Here is a 24,075-nt window from a genome sequence, read left to right on the forward strand (position 1 = left end):
CGTCTCTCACGGGGTGCGGGGTCGTTCGGTGTCACGGTGTCACTTGAACACCAGGACGCTTCCCTTGTTGAGGCTGGTGTCCTGGTAGAAGTCGGTGACCACCAGGACGAGCCCGCCCTCGTTCCAGAAGGGGCGGGCCTGGCCGACGAAGACCATGTCCCGCTCGGCCTGGCGACTGTCCTCCGGCAGTCGCGTGTACGGGGTCGCCTTGCCGGTCTTGGGGTCGATGCTCGTGATCAGGCCCGCCTTGTCGTACGTCGCCTGCTCGTAACCGAGCAGCTTGCCGTCCTCGATCGCCAGCGGGCTCGTCCGGCCCTCCCTGGTCGGCTCGGAGAGCCACTTCGACTTGCCGGTGGTCAGGTCGAACGCGGCGATCTCGTTGACCGTGCCACCGTCGCCCTGGTGCGTGTCGGTCTGCAGGTAGAGGGCGTTGTTCGCCTTGTCCACGACGACGTTGTGGCAGTCGGACAGCTTGATGCCCTCGCAGGCGAAGTGGTAGCGGTCCTTGGGGATGCCGATCTTCGCCTTGAGCTTCCCCTTGTCGTCCAGGAGCATGATGTCGGTGATGTCGAGGCCGCCACCGGCCACCACGCCGACCACCACGGGATCGACCGAGAAGACCCGCTTGATCTCGACGCCCTTGGGGGCCTTCCACTCCCAGCCCTTGTCCCCGCCGTTCTCGACGGACTGGAGGGTGTGCTCCTCGCCGAAGCCGCACTCGACGTGTGCGAGGAGCTGCTCGCCGCCGGCGTAGCCGGCGTCCCGGCACTCGGCGCCCCGCTCCATCTCCCACAGCTTCTTGCCGTCGGCCAGGTTGTAGCCGACGGCGTTGCCCGTCCACGACACGGCGGCCGTGTCACCACTGACCGCCATCTCGGTGAAGCTGAACTCGGACGGTCCGTAGTCCTTGCTGGGGAGGTCCTTCTCCCACAGTTTCTTGCCCGCGGCGAGGTCGATCCCCATGACCTTCTCGCACTTGCGGCCCCACTGCACCACGGTCCTGTTCTCCGCGGCGGTGGGCGCGGCCGAGCACTTGGCGCCGCGGGCCATGTCGATGGACCAGGCCTCCTTGCCGGTGTCCATCTCGTACGCGGTGACGGAGTCGACCAGGGCCCTGACGACGGTGTCGCCCACGAACCAGGTGCCGGGCAGCTCGTGGATCCTGTCCTCGCCCTTGGAGATGTCCGGAGGGTCGAGCTTCCAGGCCACCTCGAGTTCGCTCTTCTGGTTTCTCTTGCCCTCGGAGCCCCCGTTCGTGCCGCCCTCGCTGGAGCCCTTGGTGTCGTCCTTGGCCCGGGTGTCGTCGTCACCGCCGGCCAGGAGCCAGACGCCGCCACCGGCTATCAGCAGGACCGCGGCCACCGCGGCGACGATGGCGACGATCCTGCCCTTGCCGCCTCCCGGCCGTCCCCCGGCCTCGGGCATGGGCTGCGTCGGGTACTGCCCGTAGGCCGGTGGCTGCCCGTACGGCGGCTGACCGTAGACGGGCGGTTGGCCGTAGGGGGGCTGTCCGTACGCGGGCGGCTGACCGTACGCGGGCGGCTGACCGTACGGCGGCTGCCCCTGCTGCGGATAGCCGTAGGACGGCGGGACCTGCGGGGGCTGCGGCGGCTGCGCCCCCGCGGCGAGCGTGGGCTGCTGGTGCGGGTAGCCGTATCCCGGCGGAGGCGCCTGCGGGGGCTGCTCGGGCTGCTGCGGCGGCGCGGCGGGCGGCGGGGTCTTGCTCAGCGGGTCCTGCCGGTCCTGCTGCGGCTGCTGCCCGTCGGACCGCGGTTGCTGCTGCGGCTGTTGCTCCGACTGCTGCTCCGACGACTCCGGCGGCTCCGACGGCTGCTGCGGCCGGCCGTGCGAGGACGACGGTTCCTGCGGTGCGCCGAAACCGCCCGAGGGCGGTTGGTTGGGTGGCGGAGGCGGCTGCGACATGGGTTTCCTCATTCACGCGCGGACCGGCTGCCCTGCTTTTCAGCCCCCCGTAGGGCAGAGCGCATCGGACACTGGCCCGCCACTTCTCGACTTTTCTCGACGTGTTGGACACCGACGATGGGAACGAAGCTCTTTCTATCACCGGACACCGACAGGCCCGGGGCCGGTTCCCGTCCGGTCGGTGAGGTGAGACCGGCCCGCGACCGCGCCGTTACCCGCGTCGAAGCTCCCCGAAGCCGAGCGCGCGACCGCCGTCACCCCTCCTCGGCCAGCTCCAGCCAGCGCGTTTCCAACTCGTCCCGCTCCCCCGCCAGCTCCCGCAGTTCGGCGTCCAGCCCCGCGATCCTCTCGAAGTCGGTGGCGTGCTCGGCCATCTCGGCGTGCAGTGCCGCCTCCCGCTCCCCGATCCGCTCCAGCCTGCGCTCGATGCGCTGCAGTTCCTTCTGGGCGGCCCGGGAGAGGCCCGTGGACCGGCCGGCGGGCCGGTCCGGCTCGGCGGGCGCGCCGGTCGTCCTCGCGGCCGGGACCTTGGGGGCGGTGGTGGTCTGCCGTAGCTGTTCGCGGCGCTCCAGGTACTCGTCCAGTCCGCGCGGCAGCATCCGCAGTGTGCCGTCGCCCAGCAGCGCGTACACCGTGTCGGTGGTCCGCTCGATGAAGTAGCGGTCGTGGGAGATGACGACCAGGGAGCCCGGCCAGCCGTCGAGCAGGTCCTCCAACTGGGTCAGCGTCTCGATGTCCAGGTCGTTGGTCGGCTCGTCCAGGAACAGGACGTTCGGCTCGTCCATCAGCAGCCGCAGGAGCTGGAGCCGCCGCCGCTCGCCGCCGGAGAGGTCGCCGACGGGCGTCCACTGCTTCTCCTTGCCGAAGCCGAACCGCTCGCACAACTGCGAAGCGCTCATCTCGCGGCCCTTGCCCAGGTCGACGCGGGCGCGGACCTGCTCCACGGCCTCCAGCACGCGCCAGGTGGGATCGAGCTCGGCGACCTCCTGGGAGAGGTACGCCAGCCGTACCGTCCTGCCGACCTTGATCCGGCCGCTCGCGGGCTGTTCCTCTCCGGCGCTGTCGGCCGCCGCCGCCAGCGCCCGCAGCAGCGAGGTCTTGCCCGCGCCGTTGACGCCGACCAGGCCGATCCGGTCGCCGGGGCCGAGTTGCCAGGTCAGGTGCTTGAGCAGCACCTTGGGTCCGGCCTGGATCGTCACGTCCTCCAGGTCGAGGACGGTCTTGCCCAGCCGGGAGCCCGCGAACCTCATCAGCTCGGCGCTGTCGCGCGGCGGCGGCACGTCGGCGATCAGCGCGTTGGCCGCCTCGACGCGGAAGCGGGGCTTGCTGGTGCGGGCGGGCGCGCCGCGCCGCAGCCAGGCCAGCTCCTTGCGGACCAGGTTCTGCCGCTTGGTCTCCTCGGTGGCGGCGATGCGTTCGCGTTCGGCGCGGGCGAAGACGTAGTCGCTGTAGCCGCCCTCGTACTCGTGCACCGTGCCACGCTGCACGTCCCACATCCGGGTGCACACCTGGTCCAGGAACCAGCGGTCGTGGGTGACGCAGACCAGCGCCGAGCGGCGGGAGCGCAGGTGTCCGGCCAGCCAGGCGATGCCCTCGACGTCGAGGTGGTTGGTGGGCTCGTCCAGGACGATCAGGTCCTGTTCGGCGATGAGCAGTTTGGCCAGCGCGATGCGCCGCCGCTCGCCGCCGGAGAGCGGGCCGATGACGGTGTCCAGCCCCTGCGGGAAGCCGGGGAGGTCCAGTCCGCCGAAGAGTCCGGTGAGGATGTCGCGGACGCGGGCGTCCCCGGCCCACTCGTGGTCGGCCATGTCGCCGATGACCTCGTGACGGACGGTGGCGGCCGGGTCGAGCGAGTCGTGCTGGGTGAGCACCCCCAGCCGCAGTCCGCCCACGTGGGTGACCCGCCCGGTGTCGGCGGGCTCCAGCCGGGACAGGATGCGGACGAGAGTGGTCTTGCCGTCGCCGTTGCGCCCGACGACGCCGATCCGGTCTCCCTCGCCGACGCCGAGGGAGACGCCGTCGAGCAGCGCACGCGTGCCGTACACCTTGCCGACGGCTTCCAGATTGACGAGGTTCGTGGCCATGGAGCTCCCGCTGCCCGGCGCGCCGGGCTGGTGTGGTTCGAGTGTGCTGGTCGACCTCTCAGCCTAGTCGCCGTCCCGCCGGGCCCGGCCCGTCCGCCCCGTGGGGCCCCCGCGTCCGGGGCGGACACGGGGTCCCCACGGGGTCCTTCCCGCAGGGACCTCAGTACGACCGGCCGTGCCGGGCGGGAGCCGAGCGCGGTGTGGGCCGGTTGAGGCCGAACAGCGAACCGGTGGCGCTCGTCAGCTCCGCGGCGCACTCCGCCGACGTGTCGTCCGGGACGCCCATGCGGCGCAGGGCGCCGGAGAACACGTCCTCCAGCAGCGCCAGTCGCCAGTTCAGTTCGGCGGGGCCGACCTGGCCGCGGGGGCGGCTCGCCAGGACGGTCAGCACGTCCTGGGCGTTGGTCTGGAGGTCGTTCAAGGTCTGCCAGCCGTTGGGCAGACGGACGGCGGGCCGTCCCGGCTGCTCGGCCGGCGCGCCGAGTGTCAGGGGGAGCTGGGTGGGAATCGTGGAGTACCAGTCGACCAGCGCGCCGTTCAGATCGGCTCGGAGGCCGTCGAGGAGGGACAGCAGCACGGCCGCGCCCATGGGCGGGCTGACGGGCTCGATCCGGGGAGGGGCGTTGTCCGACGCGGGCGGCCCGGCGGCTCCGTCCGCCCCCAGGAACGAGCGGATGACGACCGAGACCTCCTCCTGCCTCGGCGGGGCGGATTGCCGGGCGGGCACCAGGAGCGCCCTCACGGGCGCGACACCGTGGGCAGCCTGCTCGGCAGCCGCCTGGCACGCGTAGTCAGTGGGCACGGAACGGTCCCCCTCCTTCCGAAGCCGCCTGGTTCCGCGGCATCGGCCTTACGTTTCGGAGCCGTACCGTATCGCTCCGCGACGGCTTCGGGGAGATGTTCGTCACGGAGAGTTCGCAGGTCACGACTCCTACACGACTCCTGCCGAATTCGATCCCCACGGAGCCGGAGAACGTCCGTTTCCGTTCTCGGGCGGGCACGGGCCGCGCTCCCGCCACAGGCCGTCACCGACCCTTCTCCCAGGCGCGCCCACGCCTCGGTCGCGCCGTGCCCGCCACCGCCACGTGGATCAGCGCCCGCCACGTTCCCGGGTGTGACAGCGCCCCCGCGGTCCCCCGGACGAGCATGGCGATTCCGACCGCTTGTTCCCGCCGGCCTTCGTCGGTTCCTTCGGTTCTTTCGGTGGACACCGCGCCTCCCGTCCGGTCGGAGGCGCCCGGGGTCGTTTCGGGAGTGCGCCCGAGTTCCGCGCGGCCTTGGAAGCGGGCGGCACCGGGTTCGGGCGCGGTCGACCGGCTCGGGGCTGATACGCGGACGGCCCGCGCGAGACGGTTTCGCGTGGGCCGTCCGGGTGGGCGGAGGGTGGGTCAGCCGGCGGAGTTCAGGACGGCGCGGACGATCGGGCCCGCGTTCTTGCCGCCGTGGCCGGAGGCCGGCACGACCGCCGCGGCGGCCATGTCGTTGCGGTAACCGGTGAACCAGGCGTTGGGCTTCTCCTGACCGTCCACCTCGGCCGAGCCCGTCTTCGCGCCGAAGTCGCCGGTCGTGCCGGCCATCGCCTCGGCGGCCGTGCCGCTGGTGGCGGTCAGCCGCATCAGGTCGCGCAGTTCCTGGGAGATCGGTGCCGGGAGGGTGCGCGGGGCCCGGGCCAGGCTGCGGCCGTCCACCTCGGGGGAGACGATGTACGGCTGCTTGAAGACACCGCTCTTCACCGTCGCCGACACCGAGGCCATGATCAGCGGGTTCGCCCGGACTCCGCCCTGTCCGATCAGCGAGGCGGCCATCTGGGCGTCGGACTGGACGGGCACCGAGCCGTCGAAGGTGGCCGTGCCCACCTGCCAGTTCAGCCCGATGCCGAAGACGTCGCGGGCCTGCCGGGTGAGGTCGTCGTCCTTCAACTTCCCGGCCTGGCTGATGAAGGCGGTGTTGCAGGAGGCGGCGAAGGACTGCGCGAAGGTTCCGCCCTTGATCTCGAACTTGTCCAGGTTCTGGAACCGCCAGCCGCCGTGGGTGAAGTACTTCGGGCAGGGGTGTTGCGCGGAGGCGGACGCCAGGCCCTTCTCGGCGAGCATCGACGCGGTCACGATCTTGAACGTGGAGCCGGGGGCGAGGGAGCCCTTGAGAGCGGTGTCGAAGCCGCCCGCCGGGGTGTTGGCGACGGCCAGGATCTCGCCGGTGCTGACCTTGAGCGCCACGACCGACGCCTTGGTCTTGCCCGAGACGGCCTGGACCGCGGCCTTCTGCACCGTGGCGTCCAGGGTGGTCCTCAGCTCACCCGGGGTGCCCTCGCTGAACTCCTTGAGCGTCTTGACCTCCTTGCCCTTGGCGTCGACGATCCGGGCCTCGACGCCGGGCTTTCCGTCGGTCTTGTCGCCGTACCGCTTGCGCAGGTCGGCCAGGACGCCGGCCAGCTCGGGGTGTTCCTCGGCGGTCAGCTCGGTGCCGTTGCGGTCCAGGGCCTTGACGGGCGGGGTGTCGGCCTCGGCGGTCTCCAGCGTCTGGCCTTCCTTCAGGGCGGGGTGCAGGACGGAGGGCTCCCAGTCGACGACGGCCTTGCCCGTCCGGGTGTCCCTCACGACCTTCAGCTCCGACTCGTAGCTCCAGTCGGCGAGTTGTTCCTCGTCGTACTCCACCCGCGCCCGCACCGTGAACGGGACCTCGGCGTCCTTGGGGGCGCCCCGCTCGAAGCGGGCCTGCGTCACCCGGGCGTCCTTGCGGAAACCGGTCAGCGCCTCGGCGGCCCCGCTCTCGTCGTCCGTCAGCGCGGCGGCCTCCTCGATCTTCCCGGCCTGCCAGGCGTCGAGGAATTCCTCGGCTGTCGTTCGGACCTCCTCGGCCGACGGTGGGCCGGTCTCGATCGCCGCGTTCGCCGATCCCTCGGCGACGGTCACGTCCCGTCCACCGCTGTCGGAGGACGTGCCGCCGTCGCCGATCAGGGTGTACGCCCCGAATCCGGCGGCTCCGACCATCACGGTGAAGACCGCTCCGATCACCGCCACCTTCTGCCCGTCGCGCATGCGTGTCCGAACCTCCGCCCCTGCCTCGGCCCGTCGCCGCCGAGGATCCGTGCGAGGAACCCTAGAGCACTCGAGTGACAGGAGTCAGGTCCAGGTGCCCGCCACGGGGTCACCCGGGTGTCTCGGGGCCGAACGGGTGGAAAAGCGGCCGGGGCGCCGCCGCCGGTACCCGGTCTCCGTGCGTCGGCGGCGGCGGGAAAACGGGATTACCGACTTTCCGTACACCACGAGAATGATTGGTCATTTCTTCGGAAGAAAGGAACTCGAAGAAGCCGGCCACGCCGGTGGTCACCCGGATGACGCATCCGGAATTCACTCATACGGCAGCACGACCGTCGCTCCGGGCGCTCGTTGTCACAGCGATGCGGAAGGCCGATCCTCCTCCCGGCAATAACCGTGCGGGCCCGCGCCACATCCAGTGGCACGGGCCCGCTGGTGTTCGGCGGAGGAGTATTCGGACGGCGCGCGGCAACGCCTACCGTGTGCTCGGCGAACACGCCCTAGCATTGCACAGCACAAGCCCGTGAAGCGGCTTCGTACATTGGAGGTAAACACCCATGAATCTGAAGCGCACCAACAACATCGACTGCTCGCACAACGAGAAGAAGAAGTTCTCGGCGTTCCTCGGCCGATAGCCGGGAGACACCGTCCGAACGACTCCGCGAAAGGCTGCCCCCGGTGTACCGGGGGCAGCCTTTCGCTGTGCTTCGGCGCCGGGGGCACGAATGTGTTCGGGACCGGGTTCGGAAGGCGGTATCCGAGTTCCGGTGTGCCCGAGGGGCGGAGCGCACGGGAAGTCGCGCGGCGCTCGGCTCGCGCGATCCGGCGACCGATCGGTGATGTCGCCGTCTCCACGGCCACCGGGGTCGGGTGGAAACCTCCACCGTGAAACGTCGGAAATCCTCGTCGGCGAACGGGAAATCGTCGGTCCCTCGTCCGCGACGACGATTCGCCCCGCGACCCACCGTTCCCGGCGCGCCGGTCGGGACACGGCCGGCCTTTTCGCCCCGTGGGGCCCGGTCGCCACTGTCCCGCCGCGCGGGACTTCCCGGACCCGGGTGGCCCGCGGACGTGCTCACCACTCGCCGGAAAGCGTGCGGAAAGCGGGGCACCCGTCCCTCGGCCACCGCGGAACGACGGGCGTTTCCGCCGGGGCGAGAAGGCGGGGAAGGGCTCCCGCGCCACCGGGTCACCCGGATGCCGCGCGGTGCGTTCACTCTTGCGGCGCTACGGGTCTCCGTCCCCGTTCCGCGCGTTCCCGTACACCGAAAGACGGCCTATCCGCCATCCGGAGACAATGGCTTGGGTCCGTGTTTCTCCCGAGAACACGGGCCCGTGACACGTATGGAGCAGAAAACAAAAGGGCGGCACGCGGCAACGTCTACCGTGTGCTCGGCGAACACGCCCTAGCATTGCACAGCACAAGCCCGTGAAGCGGCTTCGTACATTGGAGGTAAACACCCATGAATCTGAAGCGCACCCAACAACAACATCGACTGCTCGAAGAACTACAAGCACGAGGCGAAGTTCGAGAAGCACGAGTACCGGGACTACGACCGGAAGCACGACCGGGACCGCGACCGGGACTACGACCGGAAGCACGACGAGGACCGCGACAAGGGCCACGACAGGTACTGAAGTCGTCCTTCACGTCCGACCACGGCTTCTCGAGGCCGTCCACCGGTTCACCGGCGGGCGGCCTTTCGCCTTTCCCCGGCACGTCGCGCAATACCCGTCCACAAAGGCACCCGATCGGCGCAGCAACATATCGGAGGCCGGCTCGTTCACCGGTGGGCGACATCGATCGGTGACTTTCCGCGAGACACGCAGCGACGCAAAAGCGAGAAAACGCGGATTCATTCGGTTAATGTCGCCGACGTGGGGGTCACTCCCGCCCTTCCGGTGGACCGGCCGCATGGTGACTGTACTCCGGAAACCGATTCTTCGACCGCTCGGCGGCGGTCGGGGACCATCGGACCTTTCCTTCTCTCGTCAAGGAGACAAGACCGCATGAAGCTGCAGAAGACGCTCGTCGTTTCGTTCACCGCCGCCCTGGCGCTCATGGGCGGGGCCACCGGGGCCTACGCCGGCGACGACACGAAGTTCCAGAACAACACCCAGATCCTGAGCTGCGACGTGGTCGAGGTCATCGACATCCCGATCCTGTCGTCCGCCAACAACAACATCGACTGCTCCGAGAACTACAAGAAGGAGGTGAAGGTCGAGAAGAAGGTGAAGGTCGAGAAGGACCACAAGTTCACCTTCGCCCCCAAGCTGGAGCAGGCACAGGGTCAGGGCCAGGGCCAGAAGCAGGACGCCAAGGCCGAGCAGGGTCAGAAGCAGGACGCCGAGGCCAAGCAGAAGCAGAAGCAGGACGACGAGCACGAGTACGAGTCCAAGAAGGACTGACGCTCTCGCGTCCGACCATGTGCCCCTCCATTTGACCCTCCAGATGACGCCGCCCGCCGGGTTTCCCGGCGGGCGGCGTCGGTTCTGTGCGGGTTTCTCCCCGCCGAATCCGAGGGACGCGGGACCACCGGCCCGCGCTGTCTCTTCAGATCCAGGTGTCCAGCCACATGCGGTTCTGCCACGCCTCCTTGGGAATCTGGACCCCGGTGTAGAGCGGATAGAAGTAGACGAAGTTCCAGACGATCAGCAGCACGAGCACGCCCGCGGCCACGGCGCCCACCGCCCGCCGTCGCTCCGGGGAGCCGGGCGGTCCGAGGATCGCGCCGATCGCCATCGCCAACGCCAGGCACAGGAACGGCACGAAGACGACCGCGTAGAAGTAGAAGATCGTCCGCTCCTGGTACAGGAACCACGGCAGCCAGCCGGCCGCCACCCCGCACAGGATCGCGCCCGCGCGCCAGTCGCGCCGCAGCGCCCAGCGGTAGAGGCAGTACAGCAGCGCGAAACACGCCGCCCACCACAGCAGCGGTGTGCCCAGCGCGAGCACCTCGCGGGCGCAGCCGCCGGCGGCCGTGCAACCGTGCTCGCCCTCCTCCGCGGACTCGTAGAAATACGACACCGGCCGGGCGGCCACCGGCCAGCTCCAGGGGTGGGACTGGTAGGTGTGCTCGGAGGTCAGCCCGACGTGGAACGTGTAGACCTCGGCCTCGTAGTGCCACAGGCTGCGCAGCGCCTCCGGCACCCAGGTCATGTCGAACCGCGGCAGTGGAATCCGCTGCTCGGTGAGGGGCAGGGGGATCGACAGCTCCGGCGACAGGCCCCGGCGGCCCTCCGCCCAGGTGCGGAAGTAGCCGTCCCGACTCGTGAACCAGCCGAACCAGGAGGCGAGGTAGACGAGGCCGGCGACCGGCACCAGGGAGAGGAACGCGGGAGCGGCGTCACGGCGCAGCATCGACCGGCGGGGACGCCGCGCCCCGGCGGTGCGGCGGGACGCGGCGTCCCACAGGACGGTGAGGACGCCGAAGGCCGCCAGCACGTACAGGCCGTTCCACTTGGTGGCGCAGGCCAGCCCCAGACAGACCCCGGCGGCGAGCCGCCAGGGTCGCGCTCCCAGGCCGAGTCGGTCGCCGACGGACGGGTCGGGCCGTCCGTCGGGCAGGGCCGCGGCGAGCCGGGCGCGGGCGTGGTCCCGGTCGACCAGCAGACAGCCGAAGGCCGCCAGCAGGAAGAACATCAGCACCAGGTCGAGGAGCGCGGTGCGGCTCATCACCAGATGCAGCCCGTCCACCGCCAGCAGACCGCCCGCCAGGCAGCCCAGGGCCGTGGAGCGGAACAGGCGGCGGCCGATCCGGCAGAGCATCAGCACCGACAGCGTGCCGAGCACCGCGACCATGAAGCGCCAGCCGAAGGGCGTCAGGCCGAACATCGCCTCGCCCACGGCGATGACCCACTTCCCCACGGGCGGGTGCACCACGTAGGAGGCGGCGTCGCCGAGCGGCGCGGCGGCGGGGTCCTTGAGGATCGTTTCGTTGGCGCCGTCGGGCCAGGTCCCCTCGTAGCCCAGCTTGTACAGGGACCAGGCGTCCTTGGCGTAGTACGTCTCGTCGAAGATCACCGCGTGCGGCGAGCCGAGGTTCCAGAACCTCAGAAGCCCGGCGAAGAGCGCGACGAGGACCGGGCCGCCCCACCCGATCCAGCGTGCCGCCCGTCGTCCGTCGTCCGGGTCCAGCCCGAACAGGCCCCAGATCCGGCCGCGTCCGGGGACGGGGAAGGGCGGCACGAGACGCTCCCGCACGTCGACCCGTCGGGGCTCCACGTATCCGTAGCGCCGCAGTCGCTCCCGCCATGACGGGGGCTGCTCCCCGACGGGCTCCCCGTGCCGGGCCTGAGTCGCGGTGTCACTGGTCACGCGGGCCATCGTAGGGAACCGCCCGTGGCGAGCACTCCGCGTCCCGGGGCCCGGACCCGCTCCGCGGGCCGGGCGCGGGCCTTGGGGTGCGGCCGGGAGCTGGGAGGATGGCGGCGTGAGCGGAACACTCGTACTGGCAGGAACTCCCATCGGCGACGTCGCCGACGCGCCGCCGCGGCTCGCGGCCGAACTGGCAAAGGCCGATGTCGTCGCCGCCGAGGACACCCGGCGGCTGCGGCGGCTCACCCAGGCCCTCCAGGCGCGGGTGACCGGCCGGGTGGTGTCGTACTTCGAGGGCAACGAGGCCGCGCGGACGCCCGAGCTGGTCGACGCGCTCTCCGGCGGGGCGCGCGTGCTGTTGGTCACGGACGCGGGGATGCCCTCGGTGTCCGACCCCGGCTACCGGCTCGTCGCCGCGGCCGTCGAGCGGGGGATCAGGGTGACGGCCGTGCCCGGGCCGTCCGCCGTGCTGACCGCGCTGGCCCTGTCGGGACTGCCGGTGGACCGTTTCTGCTTCGAGGGCTTCCCGCCGCGCAAGGCGGGCGAGCGGCTGGCCCGGCTGCGCGAGACGGCCGGGGAGCAGCGCACACTCGTGTACTTCGAGGCGCCGCACCGGCTGGCCGCCACCCTCGCCGCCATGGCGGAGGTCTTCGGCGCCGAACGCCGGGCGGCGGTCTGCCGGGAGCTGACCAAGACCTACGAGGAGGTCCGACGCGGTCCGCTGGCGGAGTTGGCCGCCTGGGCGGAGGAGGGCGTGCGGGGGGAGATCACCATCGTCGTCGAGGGCGCCCCCGCCGCCGCGCCGGACGAGGTGGACGCCGCCGAGCTGGTGCGCCGGGTCGCCGCGCGGGAGGAGGCCGGGGAGCGCCGCAAGGAGGCCATCGCGGCGGTGGCGCGCGAGGTGGGGCTGCCCAAGCGGGAGGTGTTCGACGCCGTGGTCGCCGCGAAGAACTCCGCCGCGAACTCCTCCACCGGCTGAGGCCGGGCGGGACGAGCCGGGCGGGACGAGCCGGGCCGCCCGGAGAAAGAAATCGGCAGACTCGTGCATTTCCCGCCGATATGCGGTGCACTGGGAGGAAGCGGGAGGAGGTTCCCATGCAGGAATCCAGGCACCCCCAGGGGACGACCGTCCACGAGGAGTACTCCTTCGCCTGCATGCACTGCGGGTACGGCTGGGAGCAGGCGTACGACATCCGGCACCACGTCGACCTCGACGGCCGGCCCTTCGTCACCTACCACGACCCCGCGGACGGTCGGCGCGTCCCGTCGCCGCTGACCCGTCCGGTGTGTCCGAACTGCGAGTCGCACGTGGTGCGGATCATGCGACCGGGGAGGGTGGCCGCGGCGGAGCACGCCCTGCTGCCGCACGGCCACCGCGCCCCGCCCGGGTGACCGGCGGGCGGCGCGGCGGGGCGTTCTAGGATCGCCGACATGGAGAAATCCGCGAAGTCCGCGAAGGCCGTGAAGCCCGTGAAGCCCGCGCCGCCGCCGGTACCGCTGAACGTGCCGGTCGCCGACTCGCACACCCACATCGACATGCAGGACGCCGGCGTCGAGGAGACGCTCGCCGCCGCCGCCGCGGTCGGCGTGACGACTCTGATCCAGGTCGGCTGCGACCTGGATCGGTCGCGCTGGTCCGCGCGGATCGCCGCCGAGCACGACGCCGTGTGGGCCGCGGTCGCCCTCCACCCCAACGAGGCGCCGCGGCTGGCGCTCGGCGAGGGCGGGTGGAAGGCGCTGGACGCGGCGCTGGACGGCATCGCCGAGCTGGCCGCCCGGCCGGAGGTGCTGGGCGTCGGCGAGACCGGTCTGGACTACTACCGGACCGGGCCGGAGGGCCGTCAGGCCCAGCAGTACTCCTTCCGCCGCCACATCGAGCTGGCCAAGCGGCTGGACAAGGCGCTGGTGATCCACGACCGCGAGGCCCACGAGGACGTCCTGCGCGTCCTGGACGAGGAGGGCGCGCCCGAGCGGACCGTCTTCCACTGCTTCTCCGGCGACGCCGCGATGGCCGAGGTGTGCGCCGAGAAGGGGTACTTCATGTCCTTCGCCGGGAACGTCACCTTCAAGAACGCCCAGCCGCTGCGCGACGCCCTGGCCGTCGCGCCGCCCGAGCTGCTGCTGGTGGAGACCGACGCGCCCTTCCTGACCCCGGCGCCCTACCGGGGGCGCCCCAACGCCCCGTATCTGATCCCGTACACGCTGCGCGCCATGGCCGAGGTGAAGGGGATGACCGAGGACGCGCTCGCGGAGCACACAGCGGCCAACACCGCACGCGCCTTCGGCTGTTGACCGCACCGGGAGCCGTCCCGAGCGGGGACGCGAGCACATCATCGGCAACTGTGAGTAGTCGTACGGCTTGGGATAGTGACGCCCACTCCGCTAGGGTTCCGCCCCGCCACCCGGACCGCTTGGGAGTACGTCGTGAGCCATCCGCAGGGAAGCCAGCCGCACGGTTACGCGTACTCCTCCGCGTCTCCACCGGGGTCGTGGCAGTACCACGACCGTGATCCGGAGGACACCTACCGCCCCTCGTACGAGTGGTACGGGACCTTCTCGGCGCACGCCGCGCACGCCCCCTACGAGGGGTACGAGGCGTACGGGGCGCATTCGGCGCACGGCGGCCGGGACCCTCGCGCCGGGTACGGCGATCGGTACGGCGTCCCCGACGTCCCCGACGCCCCGGAGGCCCCCGGCACCTACGGCGCCTGGGACGCCCACGGCGTGTACCGCGTCTGGGAGGCGCCCGGCGGCGGACACGTCCCCCACGAGCCGTACCCGTTCGCGCCGCACGGCGGCGCCCCGCGGACCCCGCCGGCGGAGCCGCTCGGCCGGTTCGGTCCCCCCGAGCCGGCGGTACCGGCCGCGCCGGCCGAGCCCGTGGCGCCGGCCGTCCCGCCGGAACCGCACACGCCCTACGCTCCTCCCGAGCCCGCCGCGCCCCTCGCGGCGCACCCGCCGCCGGACTCCTCCGATCCCCTCTTCCCCCCGGCGTCCTCCGTTCCCTCCCCGCTGATCCCCCGACAGTCCGACGGGGGCCGGGCCGCCGCCCGGCGGGCGGCGCGCGCCCGCGAGACCGCCCCGTGTCCACAGGCGCTGCGCCGCCTGGTGCCCCAGGCGCTCGTGGTCGCCTTCCTCGCGGGCGGCACCTCCGCCTTCGTCGCCAGCGACAAGGCCGTCGAGCTGACGGTGGAGGGCAGGCCGCGCACCCTGCACACCTTCGCGGACGACGTCGCCGAACTGCTCGCCGAGGAGGGCGTGCGGGTCGGCCGGCACGACGCGGTCTCCCCCGCTCCCGGCGAGCCGCTCGCCCACGGCGACCGGGTCACCGTGCGTTTCGGCCGTCCCCTCGTCCTCACCCTGGACGGCCGCCGGCAGCGCGTGTGGACCACCGCCCCCACCGTGGCGGAGGCGCTGCGCCGGCTCGGGGTGCGTCCCGAGGGCGCGTACCTGTCGGTGCCGCGCGACCGACGGATCGGACGCGACGGGCTGACGCTGACGGTGCGCACCGAGCGGAGTGTGACCTTCGTCGCCGACGGACGCGAGCACACCGTCCGCACCAACGCCGCGACCGTCCGCCGGGCGCTGGCGGAGGCGGGCATCACGCTGCGCGGCCAGGACACCGCCTCCGTCGCCCTGGACTCCTTTCCGCGCGACGGCCAGACGATCACGGTGCTGCGCATCACCGACACCGAGCGGGTCAGCGAGGAGCCGATCGCGTTCACCACCGTGCGGCGCGAGGACCCCACCCTGCCCAAGGGGACGGAGGTGGTGACCCAGGCGGGCCGGCCCGGTCTGCGGCGGATCACCCACGAACTGCGCACGGTCAACGGCGTGCGGCTCAGGCCCCGGCACGTGGAGACCGTGGTGGTGCGCGAGCCGACGCCGCGGATCGTCCGGGTGGGCACCCGGGAGGTGCCGTCCTCGGTGCGCGGCGCCGACCACCTGAACTGGGACGCCCTGGCCCGCTGCGAGTCCGGCGGCCGTCCCGACGCGGTGGACCCCACCGGGACGCACGGCGGCCTGTACCAGTTCGACTCCCGCACCTGGCGGGGCCTGGGCGGCAAGGGCCGCCCGCAGGACGCCTCACCCGCCGAGCAGACCTACCGCGCGAAGAAGCTGTACGTGCGGAAGGGGGCGAGTCCGTGGCCGGTGTGCGGCCGTAAACTGCACGAGTGAGTTCAGCCCCCGCACCGGCCCCCGATCCCCTGCTGGGGCCCGCCGACATCCGCGAGCTGGCCGCCGAGCTGGGCGTCCGTCCCACCAAACAACGCGGTCAGAACTTCGTCATCGACGCCAACACCGTCCGCCGGATCGTGCGGACCGCCCGGGTGCGTCCCGACGACGTGGTGGTCGAGATCGGGCCGGGCCTGGGGTCGCTGACGCTCGGGCTGCTCCAGGAGGCCGCGTGGGTGACGGCCGTGGAGATCGACGACGTGCTGGCGGCGGCGCTGCCCGCGACGGTCTCCGCGCGGCTGCCGGAGCGCGCCGACCGGTTCGCGCTGGTCCACCGGGACGCGCTGCGCGTCACGGAGCTGCCCGGTCCGACGCCCACCGCGCTGGTCGCCAACCTCCCCTACAACGTGGCCGTGCCCGTGCTGCTGCACATGCTGGCCGCCTTCCCGAGCATCGAGCACGGCCTGGTGATGGTCCAGTCGGAGGTCGCCGACCGGCTCGCGGCCGAGCCCGGCTCGAAGGTGTACGGGGTGCCGTCGGTGAAGGCCGCCTGGTACGCGGAGGTGAAACGGGCCGGCGCGATCGGGCGGAACGTGTTCTGGCCCGCTCCCAACGTGGACTCCGGGCTGGTGTCATGGGTGCGGCGGGAACCGCCGCGCACGAAGGCCGGCCGGGAGGAGGTCTTCGCGGTGGTGGACGCCGCGTTCGCCCAGCGCCGCAAGACGCTGCGGGCCGCGCTGGCGGGCTGGGCCGGTTCGGCCGCGGCGGCCGAGGCGGCCCTGGTGGCGGCCGGCGTCCCGCCCCGCTCCCGGGGGGAGTCGTTGACGATCGAGGACTTCGCGGCCATCGCGGAGCGGAAGGACACCACCGCATGAGCGCCCCCGACTCCGATCTCTTCTTCACCTCCGACGCCGCCGATGACGCCGCCGGGGCCGACCGCGCCCCGCGTCGCCCGGCGGACGACGGCCCGAGCGCCTCGACGACGGTCACCGCGCGCGTCCCCGCCAAGGTCAACGTGCAGCTCTCGGTGGGCGGACTGCGGCCGGACGGCTTCCACGACCTGGCGAACGTCTTCCTCGCCGTGGGCCTGTACGACGAGATCACCGTCACCCCCACCGCCCCGACCGAGGGGCCGCGCATCACCTGCTCGGGCCCCGACACCCACCACGTGCCGCTGGACCGCTCCAACCTGGCCCTGCGCGCCGTGGACGCGCTCGCCCTCCGCCACGGCATCTCGCCGGACGTCCACGTCCACATCGACAAGGACATCCCCGTCGCGGGCGGCATGGCGGGCGGCAGCGCGGACGCGGCGGGCGCGCTGCTGGCCTGCGACACGCTCTGGGGGACGAGGACCCCGCGCGAGGAACTGCTGGCCATCTGCGCCGAGTTGGGTTCGGACGTGCCGTTCTCGCTGGTCGGCGGCGCGGCCCTGGGGCGGGGCCGCGGCGAGGTGCTGACGCCGCTGGAGGTGGGCGGCACCTTCCACTGGGTGTTCGCCGTCGCCGACGGGGGGCTGTCCACCCCGGCCGTCTACCGCGAGTGCGACCGGCTGCGCGAGCGGCGGGGGACGGGCTCGGGCGTCGGCGACGTCCCCGAGCCGGAGGCGTCTCCCGTGCTGCTCGCCGCGCTGCGCTCCGGGGACCCCCACCTGCTGGCCGCGAACCTGTCCAACGACCTCCAGCCCGCGGCCGTCTCGCTGCTCCCCTCCCTGGGCGACACCCTGGCGGCGGGCCGGGAGGCGGGCGCGCTGGCCGCCCTGGTCTCCGGCTCCGGCCCGACCTGCGCCTTCCTCGCCGAGGACGCCGCGTCGGCGTCGGACATCGCCGTGGCCCTGCGCGACGCGGACGTCTGCCGCGACGCCCGCACCGCGACGAGCCCCGCCGAGGGCGCGACGGTGATCCGGGCCGAGGTCTGACGGTGCTCCGGAACGGGGCCTGAGTACTCCGACTCGGGGCCCGTTCACGCGGTGTCGAGGACGAACGCCGTGCCGGGCGGACGGCCGCGCGCCGGTCTCCTCCCCTGTGACGCGGGCTCACCAGCCGGTGAAGGCGAGCACCTCACGGGCGATGTCCGGCACGGACCGGCCGTCGGTCGGCACCCGCACCGTGTCCGGCGGCGCCTGCTCCGCCAACCGCCGCGCCATGAGCGCGCCACGCCGGATGTGCGCGTCGAGCCGCGAGCCGGTCTCGCGGACGGTGAGCCGGGCACGGGCCGTCGCGTCGTCCGCGGTGAGCAGGACCCGCACGAGCCGCAGCGGGGCGCCCATGACCCGCTCGAACATCTCGCCCTCCAGGACGCTCACGGTGTTGGTGTAGATCAGCCTGCGGTGGCCGAGCGCCGCGTAGCCGGCCCACAGTGCCGTGAGGTTCCGCTCGGTGATCGCGGAGCGGTGGGGGTCGCCGGGCGGGGCGGGGTGGACGTGGTCCAGGACGTCGCCCTCGATCAGGCAGTGGGCCACGCCGGCGTCCCGCGACAGCGCGGAGACCTCCTGGCCCACGGTGGACTTGCCGACGCCGGAGCGTCCCGCGATCAGCAGCGCCTCGCGTTCCGGGTGTCCCGTCATGGCCGTGAGCCTGCCGGCCCGTGGGGGCCGGGGCACGGGGTTTTCCGGCACCGGGCCCGCGGTCCGGGCCGGCCGGGGCTAGGACGCCGACCGACTCCCTGTCGCCACGTGGCGCAGGGCGCGTACAAGGGCCTGCGCGCGAGGGTCGGAGGTGACCGACCTCTGCAGGGAGTTGGTGACGTAGGCGAAGGCCAGCCCCGCCTCCGGGTCGGCGAAGGCGAGGGAGCCCCCGCGGCCGGGGTGGCCGAAGGACCCCGGACCGAGCATCGGGCAGGAGGGCCCGTGGAGCATGTAGCCCAGCCCGAAGCGGGTGCCCACCACCAGGACGCGGTCCGGTCCGACCGACTCCTCGGTGCGGGCCTGGGTGAGGGTGGCGGGCGCGTACAGACGGCGGGTCCCGTCGTCCAGGTCGCCCAGCAGCGCCGCGTAGAAGCGGGCCAGGGAGCGGGCGGTGGCCACGCCCCCGGAACCGGCCGGTCCGGCGGCCAGATAGGCGGGGTCGTTCTCGTCGGGCAGCGGGTCGACGGCGCCGAAGGCCCGACGGGTGAGGGAGGTCGGGTCGCTCCAGGCCTCGGCGACGTCCCGCTTGGGGCGGACCCGCGGGCCGTGGGAGAGCGGCACGGGCGGGGCCTCGACGTCGGCGATCCGACCCACCCGGTGGGCCTGCTCCTCGGGCAGTCCGATCCAGAGGTCCAGGCCGTACGGTCCGGCCACCTCGTCGGCGAACCAGCGGCCCAGGGAGCGCCCGGTGATCCGCAGCACCAGCTCGTCCAGCAGCCAGCCGTAGGTCTGCGCGTGGTAACCGTGCGCGGTGCCCGGCTCCCAGACGGGCACCTGGGCGGCGAGGGCGCGCGGCCCGGAGACGCCGTCGACGGCCCGCTCCGGTGTGAGGGGGGTGTCGAGGGCGGGCAGGCCCGCGCGGTGGGAGAGCAGGTGGCGCACCGGTACGCGCTCCTTGCCCGCCGCCTTGAACTCCGGCCAGTACGTGCCCACGGGGGCGTCCAGGTCCAACCGGCCACGCTGGTGCAGCAGGTGGAGGACGGCGGCGGCCGGCCCCTTGGTCACGGACCGCACCACCTGGGCGGTGTCCTGTCTCCAGGGCTCGTCCCCGTGGGGATCGGCGAGGCCGCCCCACAGGTCGACGACCTTCTGCCCGTCCCGGTAGACGGCCACGGCCGCGCCGCGGTCGCCGCGCTCGGTGAGGTTGGCGCGGAAGGCGTCACGGACCGGCTCCCAGCCGTCCGCCACCGTGCCCTGGACGTCCGCCACTGTGGTTGCGCTCCTGCCGGTCGTGGGTGGATGTGCGTGCACCGTCCATGGTGCTACGCGCGTGGAGCCGCACCGGACCGGGGGTCGGGTCCGAAGGGCGGTGCCGCGAACGCCCGCTCATCGGGTCGGAGCCGGTTTCCACCGACACCCTTCGGTGACCTTCCGTGAGGCGTTCGTCACCGAAGGTCTCCCCACCCAGGAGGTTCTCTCGGAAATGAGAGTTTCGCCCTTTACCGGGCACTCGCCTTTTATGCCGGATCCTCACAGAACTGTTGCACAGCTCACAGAAATTGCTCGCGGTATTCCGTCATGAAAACGCCGTGACGGGGTCGAAGGAGAAAGAGGCCCCCTCGAACGCCCGACCAAGGAGCACCTCCATGCCCGCCGTCATCGATCACACCGTCCAGGCTCGCCTGGTCACCGTTCCCTCCGCCACCCGTGACCTCACCGTGTCCCTCCGCTACGACCGGCAGGATCCCTTCGCCGTGCGGATCGTCTTCCCCCCCGACGTCTCGCTCGACGGGCAGGAGGTCGCCTGGATCTTCTCCCGCGAACTGCTGGAGGAGGGGCTGCGCGTCTCGGCGGGCCAGGGCGACGTGCGGGTCCGGCCGGACGGCGGGACGCGGACCGTCGTCGAACTGCGCGCCCCGGAGGGCGTGGCGGTGATCGAGTTCGACACCGCCGGGCTGCGGAGCTTCCTGCGCGGCACCTACAAGCTGGTGCGCGACGGCGCGGAGCACCTGGAACTGGACCTCGACCGCACGCTGACCACCCTGCTCAGGGGTGTGTGAGGTCCCGGACACAGCGCGCGGGCCCCGCCCGGCCCCCGAACACGCCCCCTTCGACGCGAGGGCCGGATCACCTTCCGTTCCCGCACCCCGCAGGAGTTGCCCCGGACCGACCGGCCGGCGACCATGGGAGGGGTGACCGTTCCCTCCGGCCCTCCGGGCCCGCCCGTATCGCCCTCCTCGGGCGCCTACCTCAGGTTTCCCCACATCCACGGGGATCTGGTGTGCTTCGCCGCCGAGGACGACCTGTGGATCGCCCCCATCGTCGCCGAGGACGCGGACCCCCCGCGCGCCTGGCGGCTGACCGTGGACCGCACCCGGATCGGGCACCCCCGCTTCTCCCCCGACGGCCGGCACATCGCCTACACGAACTGGCGCAGCCTTGACCCCGAGATCCACCTCGCCCCGATAGAGGGCGGACCGGCGCGGCGGCTGACGTACTGGGGCGCCGTCGACACCCAGGTCTGCGGCTGGACCCCCGAGGGGGAGATCCTCGCCGTGGCCTCGCACGGCCAGCCGCTGTCGTACCTCACCTGGGCCCACCGGCTGCCCACCGACGGCAGCCCCGGCGAGCGACTGCCCTGGGGCCCGGTGTCCCACATCGACGTGGCCGACCTGGACGGCGAGCGGCGGACGCTGCTGCTGACCGGCACCCCGTTCCACGAGCCCGCCGACTGGAAGCGCTACCGCGGCGGTGCGATGGGACGGCTGTGGCTGGACGGCGAGCGTCTGGTGCCCGAGCTGTACGGGCACCTGGCCTGCCCGATGTTCGTCGCCGGTCGGATCGCGTTCCTCTCCGACCACGAGGGCGTCGGCAACCTCTACTCCTGCCGGCCCGACGGCGGCGACCTGCGCCGCCACACCGACCACGCCGACTTCTACGCCCGGCACGCCTCCACCGACGGCGAGCGCGTGGTGTACCAGTGCGCGGGCGAGCTGTGGCTGGTGGACGACTTCTCCCCGCGGGCACGGCCGCGCCGCCTGTCGGTGCGGCTGGGCGGGCCGCGCGCCGGGCGGCGCTCCTACCAGGTGTCGGCCGCCGGACACGTCAACTCCCTGGCCGTGGACACCACCGGGCGGGCCAGCGCGGTGGGCGTGCGCGGCAGCCTGTACTGGCTCACCCACCGCGACGGCCCGGCCCGGGTGATCGCCGACACCCCGGGGGTGCGGGTCCGGCTGCCGGAGATGCTCGGCTCCACCGGGCAGATCGCCTACGTCACCGACGCCGAGGGCGAGGACGCCGTGGAGATCGCCCACCTGCCGCGGGTCAGCGGGGGCCGCGATCCGCGGCGGCTGGCGGCGGGCAGGCTGGGACGGGTGCACGAACTGGTCTCCTCGCCGGACGGCGAGACGCTCGCCGTCGCCTCCCACGACGGCCGGTTGCTGCTGGTCCGCACCGGCGCCGGGGAGGCCGAGGGCGGCGGAGCGGCCGGCCTGGCCGGGGAGGTCGAGGCGGACTCCGGCAAGGAGGGCCGCGAGGGCGCCGGGACGGCGGCGGCCGGCGCGGCGGGGGAGGAAGAGGTCGTCGAGGAGGAGGGCGAGGTCGTCGAGCTGGCCCGGTCCGTCAACGGGCCGGTGCGCGACCTCGCCTTCTCGCCCGACTCCCAGTGGCTGGCCTGGGCCCACCCCGGCACCGACGGCGCGCTCACCCGCATCAGGATCGCCCGGCTGGGCGACCGGACGATCCTGGACGTCACCGAGGGGCGCTTCGAGGACGAGGAGCCCGTCTTCACCCGTGACGGCCGCTACCTCGCGTTCCTTTCCTGGCGCGGCTTCGACCCGGTCTACGACGTGCACACCGGGGACCTGTCGTTCCCGCTGGGCTGCCGCCCGTACCTGGTGCCGCTCTCCTCGGCGACGCCCTCGCCCTTCGCGCTCTCCGCGGAGGGCCGGCCGGCGGCCGGCGGGCTGGACCCGGACGACCTCGGCGAGGCGGCCGGCGAGGAGGGCACGGTGTTGGTGGAGGTGGAGGGGCTGGCCAGCCGGGTCACGCCGTTCCCCGTGTCGGCCTCGAAGTACTCCTCCCTCCACCCGGTCGGCGGCGGTGGGCTGGTGTGGCTGCGCTGGCCGATCTCCGGGGCGCTCGGCGAGACCTTCGCCAACCCGGCCGACACCTCCGGCCGTCCCACGCTGGAGCACTTCGATCTGGTCAAGGCCAAGCGGACCGAACTGACCAGCAGTGTCGACTGGTTCGCGGTCAGTGGCGACGGCACCCGGCTGGTCGTCAACGACGAGGGCGACCTGCGGGCGGTGCCGGCCACCGAGACCGCCGACGGCGACTCCACCACCCACCTCGACCTGCGCCGCATCCTCCACGACGTGGACCCCTGCGCGGAGTGGCGGCAGTCCTTCGACGAGGCCGGCCGGATCATGCGGTCGTACTTCTGGGACCCGGGCATGTCGGGCGTCGACTGGGACGCGATCCTCGACCAGTACCGTCCGCTGGTCGAACGGGTCGCCTCCCCGGACGAGTTCGCCGATCTGCTCCGGGAGACGGTGGGCGAACTCGGCACCTCCCACGCGTACGTGACGCCCGCCCGGCGCAACGAGGGCCCGTCCCACTACCAGCGGCCCATCGGGCTGTTGGGCGCGGACTTCGCCCGTACCGAGGACGGCCGGTGGCGGGTGGAGCGCATCCTGCCCGGCGACTCCTCCGATTCCCGGGCCCGCTCGCCGCTGGCCGGCTCCGGCATCCGCGAGGGCGCGGTGCTCACCCACGTCGACGGCCGTCCCGTGGACCCGGTCGCCGGACCGTACCCGCTGCTGGCCGCCGCGGGCGGCACCACCGTCGAGCTGACCTTCCTCAGCGACCCGGGCGGGGAGGAGGACGTCCCGCGTCGTCCCCGCCGCGTCGCCGTCATGCCGCTGATCGACGAGCGTCCGCTGCGCTACCAGGACTGGGTGAGCCGACGGCGGGCGGTGGTGCGGGAGTTGAGCGGCGGCAGGTGCGGCTACCTGCACATCCCCGACATGGGCGGCTCGGGGTGGGCGCAGTTCAACCGCGATCTGCGGGTGGAGGTGTCCCGGCCCGCGCTGATCGTGGACGTGCGCGGCAACGCGGGCGGCCACATCAGCGATCTGGTGGTCGAGGCGCTCACCCGCACCGTCCTCGGCTGGGACCTGGTGCGCGACGCCCAGCCGATCAGCTACGCCTCCAACGCTCCGCGCGGTCCCATCGTGGCGCTGGCCGACGAGGCCACGGCCTCCGACGGCGACATGATCACCGCCGCGTTCCGGCTGCTGGGGATCGGCCCGGTGGTCGGCGTGCGCACCTGGGGCGGGGTGGTCGGGATGACCGGCCGGCACCGGCTCGGCGACGGCACGGTCATCACGGTGCCGATGAACGCGGCGTGGTTCGACGAGTACAAGTGGTCGGTGGAGAACCACGGCGTGGAGCCCGACATCGAGGTGCTGCGGACGCCCCGGGACTGGGCCGAGGACCGCTACCCGATGTTGGAGACGGCCGTGCGCACCGCCCTGGACCTGCTGGAGCGCCATCCGGCCGCCGCGCCGCCCGGCTACGACGACGTGCCCGATCGCAGCCGTCCGCCGTTGCCGCCCCGGCCGTGAGGCCGGGCGGGGCCGGGGCGGAACCGGGCGGGGCCGGAGAAAAGCCCGATATGCGCCGTTCGCCGGATCGTGTCAGGCTGAAGACGGACAGACCGCCTGGACACCTTCCGGGAGTGCACATGGGCAAGCGTGACAAGGACACGGAGGGCTTCCCCAAGGAGCGTCGCGACGCGCGCCAACACGGCGAGAACACGCCGGGCGGCGACCGCTCCCGACGGCGCGGCCGGGACCGCGAACAGGACGACTGGAAGATCCACCCCCGCGAGGACAGTCCTCCGGAGTGGGACGAGGAGGACCGACCGGACGCCTGACGCCGACCGTCCGGCACCCGCGGCCGATCCCCGGG

16 protein-coding genes and 1 pseudogene are annotated in these 24,075 nt (G+C 72.7%); 10 read left to right on the forward strand and 7 right to left on the reverse strand.

Annotation, left to right across the window (positions count from 1 at the left end; all coding sequences use genetic code 11):
• Positions 1-39: 39 nt before the first annotated feature.
• The 4 genes from IF47_RS0115045 to IF47_RS0115060 all read right to left on the reverse strand — a co-directional run bounded on the left by IF47_RS0115045 (position 40) and on the right by IF47_RS0115060 (position 7,045).
• Positions 40-1,923 (reverse strand): outer membrane protein assembly factor BamB family protein, encoded by a 1,884-nt coding sequence (locus IF47_RS0115045; protein ID WP_157839974.1) that lies wholly within the window; start codon positions 1,921-1,923, stop codon positions 40-42.
• Between the two features lie 254 nt (positions 1,924-2,177).
• Positions 2,178-4,007: an ABC-F family ATP-binding cassette domain-containing protein gene (locus tag IF47_RS0115050; protein WP_031509289.1), complete on the reverse strand. Its 1,830-nt coding sequence runs from the start codon at positions 4,005-4,007 to the stop codon at positions 2,178-2,180.
• Positions 4,008-4,167: 160 nt separating this feature from the next.
• Positions 4,168-4,809, reverse strand: a complete 642-nt coding sequence (locus IF47_RS27835) for a hypothetical protein (protein ID WP_157839975.1) — start codon at positions 4,807-4,809, stop codon at positions 4,168-4,170.
• Positions 4,810-5,395: 586 nt separating this feature from the next.
• Complete coding sequence (locus tag IF47_RS0115060) at positions 5,396-7,045, reverse strand: penicillin-binding transpeptidase domain-containing protein (RefSeq protein ID WP_031509290.1); 1,650 nt, start codon at positions 7,043-7,045, stop codon at positions 5,396-5,398.
• Between the two features lie 2,010 nt (positions 7,046-9,055).
• On the opposite strand from IF47_RS0115060, the gene IF47_RS31240 reads away from it, so the two are divergent.
• A complete protein-coding gene (locus IF47_RS31240) occupies positions 9,056-9,454 on the forward strand; it encodes a hypothetical protein (RefSeq protein ID WP_031509291.1) in 399 nt (132 codons plus the stop codon).
• Between the two features lie 145 nt (positions 9,455-9,599).
• Here IF47_RS31240 and IF47_RS0115070 read toward each other — a convergent pair whose 3' ends face one another.
• Positions 9,600-11,372: a dolichyl-phosphate-mannose--protein mannosyltransferase gene (locus IF47_RS0115070; protein WP_031509292.1), complete on the reverse strand. Its 1,773-nt coding sequence runs from the start codon at positions 11,370-11,372 to the stop codon at positions 9,600-9,602.
• 106 nt (positions 11,373-11,478) lie between these two features.
• On the opposite strand from IF47_RS0115070, the gene rsmI reads away from it, so the two are divergent.
• The 6 genes and pseudogenes from rsmI to IF47_RS0115100 all read left to right on the forward strand — a co-directional run bounded on the left by rsmI (position 11,479) and on the right by IF47_RS0115100 (position 17,454).
• Positions 11,479-12,342, forward strand: a complete 864-nt coding sequence (gene rsmI, locus IF47_RS0115075; protein WP_031509293.1) for a 16S rRNA (cytidine(1402)-2'-O)-methyltransferase — start codon at positions 11,479-11,481, stop codon at positions 12,340-12,342.
• 116 nt (positions 12,343-12,458) lie between these two features.
• Positions 12,459-12,749 (forward strand): annotated as a pseudogene (locus IF47_RS0115080) (hypothetical protein); the annotation flags it as partial.
• Between the two features lie 45 nt (positions 12,750-12,794).
• Positions 12,795-13,655 carry a TatD family hydrolase gene (locus IF47_RS0115085; RefSeq protein WP_031509295.1) on the forward strand — a complete coding sequence of 287 codons (861 nt, stop codon included), beginning with the start codon at positions 12,795-12,797 and terminating at the stop codon, positions 13,653-13,655.
• 588 nt (positions 13,656-14,243) lie between these two features.
• Complete coding sequence (locus tag IF47_RS0115090; RefSeq protein WP_483855125.1) at positions 14,244-15,542, forward strand: ubiquitin-like domain-containing protein; 1,299 nt, start codon at positions 14,244-14,246, stop codon at positions 15,540-15,542.
• The gene (gene rsmA / locus IF47_RS0115095; RefSeq protein WP_031509297.1) at positions 15,539-16,414 is read left to right on the forward strand and encodes a 16S rRNA (adenine(1518)-N(6)/adenine(1519)-N(6))-dimethyltransferase RsmA; all 876 of its coding nucleotides are present in this window, start codon (positions 15,539-15,541) and stop codon (positions 16,412-16,414) included. Before IF47_RS0115090 ends, rsmA begins: the two co-directional genes overlap by 4 nt.
• On the forward strand, positions 16,411-17,454 hold the full coding sequence (locus tag IF47_RS0115100) for a 4-(cytidine 5'-diphospho)-2-C-methyl-D-erythritol kinase (RefSeq protein WP_078591847.1): 1,044 nt from the start codon (positions 16,411-16,413) through the stop codon (positions 17,452-17,454). Before rsmA ends, IF47_RS0115100 begins: the two co-directional genes overlap by 4 nt.
• Positions 17,455-17,571: 117 nt before the next feature.
• On the opposite strand, the gene IF47_RS0115105 is transcribed toward IF47_RS0115100, so the two are convergent.
• Complete coding sequence (locus IF47_RS0115105) at positions 17,572-18,102, reverse strand: nucleoside/nucleotide kinase family protein (protein WP_031509299.1); 531 nt, start codon at positions 18,100-18,102, stop codon at positions 17,572-17,574.
• Between the two features lie 78 nt (positions 18,103-18,180).
• Positions 18,181-19,371, reverse strand: a complete 1,191-nt coding sequence (locus IF47_RS0115110) for a serine hydrolase domain-containing protein (RefSeq protein ID WP_031509300.1) — start codon at positions 19,369-19,371, stop codon at positions 18,181-18,183.
• A gap of 377 nt (positions 19,372-19,748) precedes the next feature.
• Here IF47_RS0115110 and IF47_RS0115120 point away from each other — a divergent pair, with 377 nt between their 5' ends.
• The 3 genes from IF47_RS0115120 (at position 19,749) to IF47_RS0115130 (ending at position 24,040) form a co-directional block, all read left to right on the forward strand.
• Positions 19,749-20,162 carry an SsgA family sporulation/cell division regulator gene (locus IF47_RS0115120; RefSeq protein WP_031509301.1) on the forward strand — a complete coding sequence of 138 codons (414 nt, stop codon included), beginning with the start codon at positions 19,749-19,751 and terminating at the stop codon, positions 20,160-20,162.
• Between the two features lie 123 nt (positions 20,163-20,285).
• Entirely contained in the window at positions 20,286-23,729 is a 3,444-nt protein-coding gene (locus tag IF47_RS0115125) for a S41 family peptidase (RefSeq protein ID WP_031509302.1), read from the forward strand.
• A gap of 119 nt (positions 23,730-23,848) precedes the next feature.
• A complete protein-coding gene (locus IF47_RS0115130; RefSeq protein ID WP_031509303.1) occupies positions 23,849-24,040 on the forward strand; it encodes a hypothetical protein in 192 nt (63 codons plus the stop codon).
• Positions 24,041-24,075 lie beyond the last annotated feature (35 nt).

The sequence above is a fragment of the Streptomyces megasporus genome (assembly GCF_000718985.1).
GTDB lineage: Bacteria > Actinomycetota > Actinomycetes > Streptomycetales > Streptomycetaceae > Streptomyces > Streptomyces megasporus.